The sequence below is a fragment of the Thermogemmatispora sp. genome, from assembly GCF_019683635.1.
Lineage (GTDB): Bacteria > Chloroflexota > Ktedonobacteria > Ktedonobacterales > Ktedonobacteraceae > Thermogemmatispora.
Genome location: NZ_JADGIA010000167.1, coordinates 1 through 12,041, shown reverse-complemented (window position 1 = coordinate 12,041; position 12,041 = coordinate 1). Strand labels below are relative to the sequence as shown.

8 protein-coding genes are annotated in these 12,041 nt (G+C 62.2%); 3 read left to right on the top strand and 5 right to left on the bottom strand.

The features are described 5' to 3' along the window. The 3 genes from IRZ31_RS16230 to IRZ31_RS16220 form a co-directional block, all read right to left on the bottom strand. On the bottom strand, positions 1-595 hold a 595-nt coding region (locus IRZ31_RS16230), incomplete at its 3' end, for a NifU family protein (RefSeq protein ID WP_297155500.1). A 111-nt stretch (positions 596-706) separates the two neighbouring features. Next, on the bottom strand, positions 707-2,503 hold the full coding sequence (locus IRZ31_RS16225) for a nickel-dependent hydrogenase large subunit (protein ID WP_297155498.1): 1,797 nt from the start codon (positions 2,501-2,503) through the stop codon (positions 707-709). Between the two features lie 189 nt (positions 2,504-2,692). Next, positions 2,693-3,721, bottom strand: a complete 1,029-nt coding sequence (locus IRZ31_RS16220; RefSeq protein ID WP_112429982.1) for a hydrogenase expression protein HypE — start codon at positions 3,719-3,721, stop codon at positions 2,693-2,695. A 1,035-nt stretch (positions 3,722-4,756) separates the two neighbouring features. Here IRZ31_RS16220 and IRZ31_RS16215 point away from each other — a divergent pair. Then, positions 4,757-5,515: a hypothetical protein gene (locus IRZ31_RS16215; protein ID WP_297155494.1), complete on the top strand. Its 759-nt coding sequence runs from the start codon at positions 4,757-4,759 to the stop codon at positions 5,513-5,515. Between the two features lie 133 nt (positions 5,516-5,648). Here IRZ31_RS16215 and IRZ31_RS16210 read toward each other — a convergent pair whose 3' ends face one another. Together IRZ31_RS16210 and scpB are read right to left on the bottom strand one after the other, a co-directional pair. Beyond that, positions 5,649-6,590, bottom strand: a complete 942-nt coding sequence (locus IRZ31_RS16210; protein WP_297155492.1) for a deoxyribonuclease IV — start codon at positions 6,588-6,590, stop codon at positions 5,649-5,651. Between the two features lie 113 nt (positions 6,591-6,703). Further along, positions 6,704-7,408 carry an SMC-Scp complex subunit ScpB gene (scpB, locus tag IRZ31_RS16205; RefSeq protein WP_297155490.1) on the bottom strand — a complete coding sequence of 235 codons (705 nt, stop codon included), beginning with the start codon at positions 7,406-7,408 and terminating at the stop codon, positions 6,704-6,706. Positions 7,409-7,682: 274 nt separating this feature from the next. Between scpB and clpB the strand changes: the two genes are divergently transcribed. Together clpB and IRZ31_RS16195 are read left to right on the top strand one after the other, a co-directional pair. After that, positions 7,683-10,283 carry an ATP-dependent chaperone ClpB gene (clpB, locus tag IRZ31_RS16200; RefSeq protein WP_297155488.1) on the top strand — a complete coding sequence of 867 codons (2,601 nt, stop codon included), beginning with the start codon at positions 7,683-7,685 and terminating at the stop codon, positions 10,281-10,283. A gap of 121 nt (positions 10,284-10,404) precedes the next feature. Beyond that, positions 10,405-11,769 (top strand): response regulator transcription factor family protein, encoded by a 1,365-nt coding sequence (locus IRZ31_RS16195; protein WP_297155486.1) that lies wholly within the window; start codon positions 10,405-10,407, stop codon positions 11,767-11,769. Positions 11,770-12,041: the final 272 nt, after the last annotated feature.

Here is a 12,041-nt window from a genome sequence, read left to right as displayed (position 1 = left end):
CAAAAACCACCGGAAGCGGCGTCCCACCCCGCGACGGCGTCGGCTCCACCGTCCCACCCGCCGCCTCCCCGATCCCCTCAATCTCCAACCCGCATAGATCGGGAGCCGCACGATACACCGCCTCTTCGATCCTCTGCCGTAGATACTGAAGCGAGGCGGAACAGCCGCCACAGCTCCCGCTCAGGCGGAGCCAAGCGACCCCCTCCACCACGCGCAGGAGCACCAGCTCGCCACCGTGCCCGCGCACCACAGGCCGCAGCTCCTCCAGCGCCCGCTCGACTCGCTTTTCGAGAGGGACAGGATGCACATCATGTAAGAGCAGGAGACCGGCGACCAGCTCATCGCTCGCCAGCAGATCGAGCAGGCGCTGCCCAGAGGAAGAAGAGGGAGCATGCACGCCCTCCACAGCAGTCAGCAGCTCCACGATCCGCCGCAGGCCCTCACCATACAGCGCCACCAGCGCCCGGACCAGCTCCTCCGCTAAGGCACGTGCCTGGGGATCGGGCAGCTCCTCAATCTCTGCCAGCAAACGCTCGATCTCTGCCGCCGGCTGAGGCTCCTGATGCCTCTGACGCTCTTGCGCATCGCTGCCCATAGCCTTCTCCTCCTGAATGTGCGCCGCCCGCCCCAGCGACAGCCTGGCCTAGCCGCAGGCCGGGCGGCGCAAGGCAGCCCACAGGGCCTTTCAGCCCCTCTACGCTTACGCCTATGGCACACGCCCAAAGGTTGGCGAATGCACAATCTCCAGCTCTTTGCCGTCCCCCAGATACATATGGACTCCACAGGGCAGGCACGGGTCGAAGCTGCGCACCGCCCGCATGATATCGATGCCCTTAAACTTGTCGGGGCCATTCTCCTCGAAGATCGGCGTATTCTGCACTGCATCCTCGTAGGGGCCTGGCGTCCCGTAGATATCGCGCACGCTGGCATTCCAGGGCGTCGGCGGATAGGGGTGATAGTTGGCAATCTTGCCGTTCTCGATCACCAGATGGTGCGAGAGCACCCCGCGCACCGCCTCATGGAAGCCGCAGCCGATCGCCTCTTTAGGCACCGTAAAATCGGCCCAGGTCTTGGTGCGCCCCGCCCGAATCTCCGCCAGCGCCTTCTCCACGCAGTAGAGCGCCACCGCTGCCGCATAGGCCTGGAAGTAGGAGCGAGCGCGATCGCGCTCCAGGGCATTGCTCCACTTGGGGATCTTCCACTCAAACTCGACCTCGGGCTTGAGCGCGGTCTTCGGCAAGCGGATCTTGACGCTGTGCCCGGTCGCCTTAATGTAGCCGCCCAGATCGACCAGGCCCGCCAGGGCCGTCACCCACAGACGCGCTAGCGGCCCACCGCCGGTATCGAGTGCCAGATACTGCCCCGTGCGCTTATCGTACCAGCGCGGCGACATCACCCAGCTATACTTGCCCTTGAAGTCGCGCTTCTGCGGCTTCGGAATGGTTGTCTGGTTCCAGGGATGGCGCTGATCAACCGGATTGCCCAGCGGATCACGATCGACAAAGGTCCGCTCGTTCTCCCAGTCTTCGTAGTAGGAGCTGCCCAGTAGAATGCGAATGCCCAGATTGATATCGACCAGGCTGGTCGTTACCAGCTCGCCATCGACCACCACGCCCGGCGTCACGAACATCGCCCGTCCCCACTTATCCATCGTGCGATAATCGTAGTCGCAGACGTCGGGGTCCTGGAACGACCCCCAGCAGCCGAGCAACACGCGCCGCTGGCCCACCTTCTCGTAGCCCGGCAGCGCCTGATAGAAGAAATCGAAGAGGTCGTCATGCAAAGGCACGACCTTCTTCATAAACTCGACATACTTCATCAGGCGCACCAGGTAGTCAGTGAAGAGCTGGACCGTCGCCACCGTACCCACGCCGCCGGGATAGAGCGTCGACGGATGCACATGGCGCCCCTCCATCAAGCAGAACTTCTCGCGCGTCAGGCGGCTCATCTGCAGCGCCTCGCGATAGAACTCGCCCGTGAAGGGATTGAGCGCCCGCATAATATCGGCGATCGTACGATAGCCGTGATCCCTGGCATGCGGGGCCTCGGTCTTCTGGGCCAGCTCCCAGACGCCGGGATTGGTCTCGCGTACCATCTGCTCGCAGAAATCGACCCCGACCAGGTTCTCCTGGAAGATGTTGTGGTCAAACATGTACTCCGCCGCCTCGCCGAGGTTGAGAATCCACTCGCCGAGGGCCGGCGGCTTCACGCCATAGGCCATATTCTGCGCATAGACCGAGCAGGTCGCGTGATTATCCCCGCAGATCCCACAGATGCGGCTGGTGATAAAATGAGCATCGCGCGGGTCCTTGCCCTTCAGGAAAATGCTATAGCCGCGGAAGATCGACGACGTGCTGTAGCACTCCACCACCTGCCGCTTCTTAAAATCGATCTTGGTATAGATTCCCAGGCTGCCGACAATGCGCGTAATCGGGTCCCAGGCCATTTCAATCACCTGGCCAGGTTCAGCCGGGGCAGCCTGACGTCGCACCTCAGTGGTCATCGTGCTCTCTCCTTTGCCGAACAGGCACCAGCCAGCAAGAGAGCGGGAACGGCTGCTTATTTCCCGTCACCGCCGTCATAAACAAGCGTCTAGACGAGCGAAAGCAAAGTGAAGGGACCTGCACACAGCAACCTGAGCGGCACAAGGCTCGGGCGCTGTCGCCCGCCAGAGGCGTTGGTCGTTCCCTCTCTACCAGCGCGGTTGATAGCCGGTCGCCAGCTCGCGGCCCTTACGGCGCCACGAAGGCTCTTTATTGAGCGTTGACTTCGTAATACTGCGCAGCGCCCGAATCGCACCACCATAGGCGCCGGCGATCCCAGTAGACAGCTTGGCGCCAGGTGGCTCATCCATGAAGGGCATAAACTTATCGGGGAAGCCGGGCATCGTACAACCGATACAGATGCCGCCCACATTGGGGCAGCCACCAATGCCGGCCATCCACCCCCGCTTCGGCACGTTGCATTGCACCACCGGGCCCCAGCAGCCGAGTTTCACCAGGCACTGGGGGGCACCATACTCTGTGGCGAAATCGCCTTGCTCGTAGTAGCTACCGCGGTCGCAGCCCTCATGCACGGTTCTGCCGAAGAGCCAGGTGGGGCGTCCGAGGTCATCGAGGGGGATCATCGGTGCCAGGCCTGCCGCCTGGTAAAGCAGGTAGAGGAGCGTCTCCATGAAATTGTCCGGCTGCACAGGGCAGCCAGGGACATTGACAATGGGAATCCCGGCCCATGACTTCCAGCCGTGGCCCAGATAGTCGGCGAGGCCCATCGCTCCGGTGGGGTTTCCCTGCATGGCATGGATGCCGCCGTAGGTGGCGCAGGTACCGATGGCCACCACCGCCCAGGCCTTCGGCGCCAGCCGATCGATCCACTCGCAGGTCGTGATCGGCTGTCCGGTTGCCGGATCGGTCCCCAGTGCGGCCCAATAGCCTTCGCGCTTAATGCGCTCGTTGGGGATCGAGCCTTCGACCACCAGCACAAAGGGATCAAGTTCGCCGCGTTCGGCCTGGTACCACCAGGTCATAAAGCTGTCGCCGCCCAGCTCATAGGCGAGGACAGGATTGTGCAAATAGACGCGGGGAAGTCCCGGAATCGCTCCCAGGATCACATCTTCCAGGCTTGGCTGACTGGCCGCCGTAATCGAGACCGAGTCGCCATCACAGCCCAGGCCCGCGGTGATCCAGACGATGTGGACCGCCTCCACGCGCGTCCTGGTCATAGCGGTGCCTCCTTCAACAAGAGCGCGCCAGTGCTCGCCTTCAGCCAGGCCAGCCACTCACTGCCTGATGAACTAACCGGCACGTAACTGGCACGTAACTGGCACATAACTGGCACGTAACTGGCACGCAGACAAACAACATAGACACACGCACACGATGCCTTCGCTGCTGCTAGACGCAGAGCATCCCGGGCTTCCTTGCTCAAGCTAACAAACTACCTCTTTTAGTTACTCCTCCTCTCCTCCAGCACCCCTATATTGAGCATAGCGAGCTGCCCCAAATCGCGAGCCTCCTCGCCTGGATACCAACAGCATAGAGGGAGAAGCCCCTCCCCAGTCAAGCCAGGACCGACAGCGCACTCACTCTCTTCCTGTCCTGCCTTCTCAGCAGGCAGACAGGTAGGCAGACAGGCAAGCGGAGCCAAGCGCAGGCTGGCCACCAGGGCAACAAGCAGCAAGGCTTAGTAGGAGAAAGCTCAAGCCCGAACTCATGTCGGCCAGCTTACAGCAGATAGCATGAAGGGTGTACACTACAGCGACGAAGCAGTTAAAGCACCAGCAAAGGAGCGGATAAGGGGTTCCGATGCAAACAGCACAGCCGGAAAGCCCTCAGCCGGTCCGTCGTCTCACCTCGTGAGCACAAGACGCGCTAATGACACGACGTCCAGGGACCAGCTCTTCCCTGAGAGCAGTGCATGCTTCCTTGTTCTAATGAGACTCGCGACAGAAACTTCCGCTCAGGGATGGACTTTGGCTTCTTCAGAAGAATTGTTGAGGTTCACGTCCGGTAAGCAGCCCGAGACACAATCAACTATAGCATAGACAAATCACGAGAGTCAAGCCTGAATCCCTGCAAAGCAGACATTGGAGCTGCAACGCAGCTGCACCTGTCTCACATTGTTATACACTGTTTCACGCCAGGCTACATCTAAGATTTTCCTACCGGGGGACTTGACAAACGAGCTGTGATAGCCTTAGTATATAGAACATGCATTCTAGGCCCATATGGGCCGGCGAAAAAGGGGAAAATACTCCATGACGATACAGCTTCGTCAGCCGCCCGGGGTGACCAGGAGGAGGCAGGCCATCACCGGGGAGGAGGATGATGATGCCATCTACCTTACGCCGCGGCTGCCGAGCAGCACACGCCGCTATCAGCCCCTGCCACCGCCCGCTAACGCGGACGTGGCTGGTCCGCTGAGTGGCATTACTGGTCCGCAGCCGGCGGTTTTCATCCAGCGGAGGCGTGCCAGTAGCCAGATGAGGCCGGAATATGGCACGACCTCCAAGGCCGTGGTGCCCGAGGGTCTGCGCACAGTAGCCCCAACGCGCATCAAGGCCCGGCGCACGGGTCGCTCCTGGGTCCTGCGCGGCTTTCTTCTGGGCCTCCTGTTCATCGCCCTGCTCGGCCTGGGCCTGGCTTATCTCGGCTCCTGGTGGCAGCTCCACCAGGAAGATGTCCAGTTTGGGCGCCCACGCACCTGGCAAATGGACGCCGTGGTTGGGCACAACGATAGCCCAAGTCATCCCACCCACTTTGTCTTTATCAATCTCAATCGGCATGTTGAGATCATTGAATTCCCTGGTGGGGATGGCAACAACGCGCGCGTCTACAATGGCCCGATGCTCTTCGGCCCCAATCAGGACCTGGTCCCGATTACCGCCGAGGTCCGCGATGTGAACGGAGACGGTCGGCCAGACCTGATCGTCCATATCGGCGAGCAGCGCCTTGTATTGCTAAACGACGGCAATACCTTCCGCCCGACTACCGCCGCCGATCACATCTCCTCCTGAGCCGGGCGTCGGCCACAAGCCGTGACGCCTGTGGCTTTCCGGGCCTTCAGTGGAGGACAGAAGCGGGATTCCGCGCGCGCCCACTCCGCAGGGAGTCGCTAGCACGGACCTCGCTCCTGTCCTCTTTACTCCTTTACTCCGCCGACTGAGATGCTCTTACTCCTTCGCTCGCCTGCTCCCGCCCCAGCCGCGGAGAAGCCTGGCCGCTGTCAAGAGCACGCAGGCTCTTCACATACTGTAGATGCGCTCGATCATGTTCCCAGTCCTCGCGATTCTGCTCGTCGCGCTTGATGGGCGTTTCCAGCACCACCGTCAGCCCGGACAGACGGGCATCGTTGAGCAGCGCCTGCAGTCCCGCCACAGGAATCTGCCCCTCGCCTATTCGCGCATGGACATCGCGATGACTCCCCAACGGCTGTCGACTGTCGTTGAGGTGCAGCACCTTGAGCCGCGAGAGGCCGACCAGCTCGCTGAAGCGCTGGAGAACCGCCTCCACACCGGCGGGCGAGCCGATATCATAGCCAGCGCCCCACAGATGGGCCGTATCCAGGCAGATTCCTAGTCGCTCCTGCTCCTCTGGTAGGAGCGTCAGCACGGTGGCCAACTCCTCGAAGCGCTGCCCCAGTGTATGGCCAGCTCCGACGTCGTTTTCAAGCAAGAGGCGCACCTCCGAAGGTGCCTCGGCCAGAACCAGACTCAAGGCTTCCTTCAGGCGGGCGATGCCCAGCTCGACGCCAGCCCCCCGGTGGCTGCCAATGTGCACTACTACATCGGAGGCTCCTAGCAGGGCCGCCCGCTGCAGCGTCCAGGAGAGGAGCCTGATCGAGGACTGCCAGACCTCCTCACGCGGCGAGGCAAGATTGATGAGATAGGGCGCATGGATAACGAGCGGCGCCAGACCTCGCTCTCGCGCAGCCTGAGCAAACTCCAGCGCTGCCTCTTCTCCGCCAGTCGGTGGCTTCCAGCCCGTGGGGTTGCTGGCAAAAAGTTGCATGGTCTCACAGCCCAGGGAAGAGGCAATCTCTAGCGCCCGCAGTGGTCTGCCGTTGAGCGGCATATGTCGCCCTATTCTCATTGTGCTCTCTACTCCACGTCCGCATGATTGCGCGATCCGAGCCGGTCTGGCACGTGGCTCCGCTTTCTTGCCAGGGCCAGGCGGTCAATCTCCCAGGCCAGGAGGAAGAAAGCTCAGGGAGCCGCTTCCTGTGCAGGATGGTCCTCCACCACCCCGGGCGCCTGCCCACCCTGGCCAGACGGGGCGGCAGAGCCTTCGCTCAAGGGCAGCCGTTCTTGCAGAGCCTGAACGGCGCGCTGGACATCGGGTAGCCCATCGATATGAGGCAACTCCTCCAGGCTCGTCAGCCCAAACTGCTGCAGAAATTCTGGCGTCGTCGCAAAGAGAGCCGGATGGCCCACCGTCGGGGCCCGGCCCACTTCAGCGACCAGCCCATGTTGGATCAGACTGGCCAAAGCCCGATCGCTATTCACTCCGCGAATGGCCTCGATCTGGGCGCGCGTAATCGGCTGGCGATAGCAGATCACTGCCAGTGTTTCCAGCGCCGCCGGCGTCAGCCTGGCAGTTAAGGGCAGGCCCAGCAGTGCCGCTACATAGCGCGCATTCTCAGGCGCCGTCACCAGCTGCACCTGAGTGCCCAGACGCTGCAAGCGCAGCCCACGCCGTTGCTCTTCCAAAATATGCGCCAGCGCTTGCAACCCCGCCTGTAGATCTTCTTCGCCGACAGCCAAGACCTTGCGCAACTCGTTCTGCTCCAGCGGTCGCCCCGCCACAAAGAGCAGGCTCTCGATCGCCGACGCTATGCGCGCCGCATCTCCCTGCAACGCCTGTGGCAGTGCAGCCATTCCTGTCGTGCCGTTCGGCGCCTCCGCGCTCACCTCGTCCTGCCTCCGCATAGTGGGTGAGTGAATTGCTGACTAGTTGATTGACTTGACTGACCTGAGCGCCGCGCTCGCCTCTCTCCGCTGAGAGGGGAGAGGGACGGCGCGGCCATTATACCATAGCCCTTCCACCCAGCATAGCCGGCAATTTTGGTCCTCCTGGCCAAACTTTGATAATAATCCACTCAAATCTTCTTGCAATGAGCCACTCAATATGGTATAGTAACAGACAAGGTAAGACGTTTGCAAACAGGGGGAGACCACAAGAGCCATGAAGTTAGAGCGCTTAACCGAGAAGGCCCGCGAGGCCATCACGGATGCCTCAGAATTAGCGCGGAGCTACAACCATAGCCAGATTGAGCCAGAGCATCTGCTCTATGCCCTGCTAGAGCAGCAAGGGGGCATTACGAGCGAGGTTATTCAGAAGGCCGGTGGTGACCTGGCAGCAGCGCAGCGGGTGGTGCGCAACGAGCTGGAGCGTATGCCGCGCGTCTATGGTGGCAGCGAGCCAGGTATTTCGCCGCAGTTGCGGCGGGTCCTGGAAGAGGCCTGGCGCCAGATGAGCAGCTTCAAGGATGAGTATCTGAGTGTCGAGCATTTGCTGCTGGCGCTGTTTGATGTCGGTGGTGAGGTCATTCAGCGTGCCTTCCGCGCTGCTGGGGTGACACGCGATATGACCCTGCGCGCATTGAGCGCGATTCGCGGCGCGCAGCGTGTGACGGATGAGAATCCCGAAGGGAAGTACCAGGCCCTGGAGAAATATGGGCGCAATCTGACGGCCCTGGCGGCTCAGGGCAAGCTTGATCCGGTGATTGGGCGCGATGAGGAGATCCGCCGCGTGATCCAGGTGCTCAGCCGACGCACCAAGAATAATCCGGTGCTGATCGGCGATCCTGGCGTGGGTAAGACGGCCATTGTCGAGGGCCTGGCCCAGCGCATTGTGCGCGGCGATGTGCCCAAAACGCTCAAAGATAAACAGATTATCGCTCTCGATTTGGGTGCGCTGATCGCAGGTGCCAAGTACCGTGGTGAGTTCGAGGAGCGCCTGAAGGCGGTCCTGCGCGAGATCCAGAATTCCGAGGGACGCATCATTCTCTTTATCGATGAGCTGCATACGCTGGTTGGAGCTGGCGCCGCTGAGGGGGCAATGGACGCCTCGAATATGCTCAAGCCTCTGCTGGCCCGCGGTGAGCTGCACTGCATCGGCGCAACGACGCTCGATGAGTATCGTAAATATATCGAAAAAGATGCTGCCCTTGAGCGCCGCTTCCAGCCCATCATGGTCGAGGAGCCCTCGGTCGAGGATACGATCAGCATCCTGCGCGGCTTGAAACAGCGCTATGAGGTCCATCACGGCGTCCGCATCCAGGATAGTGCTCTGGTGGCGGCGGCAGTGCTGTCGAAGCGCTATATCAGCGACCGCTTCCTGCCGGATAAGGCCATCGACCTGATCGATGAGGCGGCCAGCCGGCGCCGCGTGGAGCTGGATAGCACGCCGAGCGAGATCGACGCGCTGGAGCGCCGCATCCGTCAGCTTCAGGTGGAGCAGGAGGCCCTGAAGAAGGAGACCGATCCGGCCAGCCGCGAGCGGCGCGAGCGTGTGGAGCAGGAGATCGCCAATCTGAATGAGCAGCTACATAGTCTGCGCCTCTCGCTGGAGCGCGAGCGGGAGCCGGTGGAGACGCTGCGCCGTCTGAAGACGGAGCTAGAAGAGGCTCAGGTGGCTCTGGAGCGGGCCGAACGCGAGTATAACCTGGAGGAGCAGGCCCGCTTGCGCTACGGCGTCATTCCAGAGCTGGAGCGCCGCATCCACGAGATGGAGGGGAAGCTGAGCGAGATTCAGGGCGCGCGCATGCTGAAGGAAGAGGTCGACGCCGAGGATATCGCTGAGATTGTCTCAAAGTGGACGCATATCCCGGTCTCCAGACTGATGGAGGGCGAGGTCCAGAAGCTGCTGAAGATGGAGGAGCGCCTGCGGGAGCGCGTGGTTGGCCAGGACCATGCGCTGCGGGCGGTCTCAGATGCCATTCGCCGGGCGCGCGCCGGTCTGCAAGACCCCAACCGTCCGCTGGCCAGCTTCCTGTTCCTGGGTCCTACCGGCGTCGGCAAGACGGAGCTGGCCCGTGCGTTGGCGGAGTTTCTCTTTGATAACGAGCAGGCGCTGGTGCGCATCGACATGTCGGAGTACATGGAGAAGCATAGCGTCTCGCGTCTGATCGGTGCTCCGCCGGGCTATGTGGGCTATGAGGAGGGCGGCCAGTTGACGGAAGCGGTGCGCCGTCACCCTTACAGTGTGGTGCTCTTTGATGAGATCGAGAAGGCAGCACCCGATGTCTTCAATGTCTTGCTGCAGCTGCTCGACGATGGCCGCCTGACCGACGGCCAGGGCCGCACCGTGGATTTCAAGAACACGGTAATCATTATGACGAGCAACGTGGGCACCACCTGGCTGCCCGAGCTGGAGGGCCTCGATGAGGAGGAGGCCCAGCGGCAGGTCCGCCAGCGCCTGCGCGAGGAGGGCTTCCGCCCGGAGTTCATCAACCGTATCGATGAGATTGTGATCTTCCATCCGCTGACGCCTGAGCGGATTAAGGAGATCGTGGATATTCAGATCAATCGCCTGCGCCCGCGCCTGGCCGAGCGCCATATCAGCTTGCAGCTGAGCGAGGCGGCCCGCGAGCTGCTGGCAAGCGAGGGCTACGATCCTCACTTCGGTGCCCGCCCGCTCAAGCGGGTGATCCAGCGCGAGGTCGAGAATCGCCTGGCCCGTGCGCTGCTGGATGGGACGATCCGCGAGGGCGATACGGTGCGGATCGATGCCCGCGATGGCCAGATTGTGATCGAGCCAGTGCGGGCGGCAGCCCAGGTCTGAGGCAACCTGATCGGTGGCAGGGCCTGCCTGTACTGCTTGCTTGAGCCAGCCGGATCGAAGTGCCAGCCCCAGCGTGAGAGGCCGGCTGGCTTCCCCCTATTTTTCAGGAGAGTGCTGACCGATGCTACCAGTAGATAGCGCCCACGCCGTCGGGCGCAACGAAGGCTTGCTTGAGGCGCTGAGTACAATCGCTTTGCAGCTGCGGGCTTTGCGCACGCTGTTGACCGAGCCGCTTGCCTCTGAGCAGCTTTCCAGCGTGGCTCAGGGCCTGTCGCTGGTGGAGGAAGAGGTTACGACCTTGCTGACCGAGTTGCGTCTTGCCAGCGAGACCCCGACCGGTGAGGAACCGGAGCAGCAGACGGCGAGGCTGGCGGAAGCTCTGGGGCGATTGGTGGAGGAGCGCGCCGAAGCCCTCGGCGCGGCCAGCCGGGTCCAGGTGACAGGCGAGATGCGGCAGCTGGACCCCTCGGCAGCAGTCCTGCTTTACCGCCTGACGCGCGCGGCCCTCGCTATGGTGGCCCATCATCGCGATGTCCGCCATCTGCGCCTGACCCTGCATTATGGCCGTGAGAGGCTGGAGTTGACCCTCAGCGACGACGGCACGCTTGACGAGGCAGGCACGGTTGTGGCAGCACCTCCCTTTGCACCGGCTGTCACTGGTCAAGAGGCCCTGAGCCAGCAGCTGCATGCTCTGGGCGGCACACTGACGATCAGCAACGAGCCAGGTCAGGATCACCGGATCAGCGTCAGTCTTCCCTATCAGCGTCCGCCTGGTCCCAGCCTTGCCACGCTCTTGCCCGCCGGGGGAGCGGAGATGTCCTCTCAGAGCCTGCGCCTGCTGGTGGTCGCTGCTCAACCCGTGATGCGCGCTGGTCTGCGTCGTCTGCTAGAGAGCTATCCCGATCTGCAGGTCATCGGTGAGGCTGCCAGTGGCATCCAGGCCAGCGGCGAAGCCCTGGAATTGGGTCCACAGGTGGTGCTGCTGGATCTGCCTTTGCCTGACGAGCAAGGAGTAGAAACCTTGCGCCAAATGAAGCAGCTTAGCCCCGATACCCATATTCTTGTGCTCTCGGCTTCCAGTCGGCCCGAGCACCTTTCAGCAGCGCTGCGGGCCGGAGCCGACGGCTACCTGCTCAGGGAAGTAGCTCCCGATGAGCTGGTCCAGGCCATCCGCACAGTGGCACGGGGCGAGACCGTGGTCCAGCCTCAACTGGCGGCACGCCTGCTGACGCGTCTCAGCCAGGGAGAGGAAGGCCCCAGCTCCAGCTCGCTGACAGCGCGCGAGCGCCAGGTCTTGCTGTTGCTAGCGCGCGGCCTGCGCAACAAAGAAATCGCGCGCCGTCTGCAGGTCAGCGAGCGCACAGTGAACTTCCATCTGGCCAATATCTACCAGAAGCTGCACGTCTCGGGACGCACTGAGGCCCTCAGCCGGGCTATAGAGGAGGGTCTGCTCCCGCTCGATGCTCTGGCCCCCACCGAATCTTGAGGGCGAAGGAAGGGCTGAGCAAGCGCCGCTCTCAGGGCTCCGCGGTTGGCCGCCGGCAGGCCCGGATTCCTTCAAAACGAGGTCATCTTCAAACCATCTTCCCACCCACCTTGTACTCTTGCATGAGAATATGCTATCCTCACCCTAAGACTGGAGGCGACTTTTTAGCGCGGCATGGGAGTCCTTTTCGCCCACCGGAAGCACAGGAGGCAAGACCGGCTGCCCCGCTTTTTGCCGCCAGGCCAGACCGCGCGGGCCACACTGGAAAGGAA

Coding starts and splice junctions, on each gene's coding strand:
- IRZ31_RS16215 (WP_297155494.1), top strand. CDS start 4,757: ATGACGATACAGCTTCGTCAGCCGCCCGGGGTGACCAGGAGGAGGCAG.
- IRZ31_RS16195 (WP_297155486.1), top strand. CDS start 10,405: ATGCTACCAGTAGATAGCGCCCACGCCGTCGGGCGCAACGAAGGCTTG.
- IRZ31_RS16225 (WP_297155498.1), bottom strand. CDS start 2,503: ATGACCACTGAGGTGCGACGTCAGGCTGCCCCGGCTGAACCTGGCCAG.
- clpB (WP_297155488.1), top strand. CDS start 7,683: ATGAAGTTAGAGCGCTTAACCGAGAAGGCCCGCGAGGCCATCACGGAT.
- IRZ31_RS16210 (WP_297155492.1), bottom strand. CDS start 6,590: ATGAGAATAGGGCGACATATGCCGCTCAACGGCAGACCACTGCGGGCG.
- IRZ31_RS16220 (WP_112429982.1), bottom strand. CDS start 3,721: ATGACCAGGACGCGCGTGGAGGCGGTCCACATCGTCTGGATCACCGCG.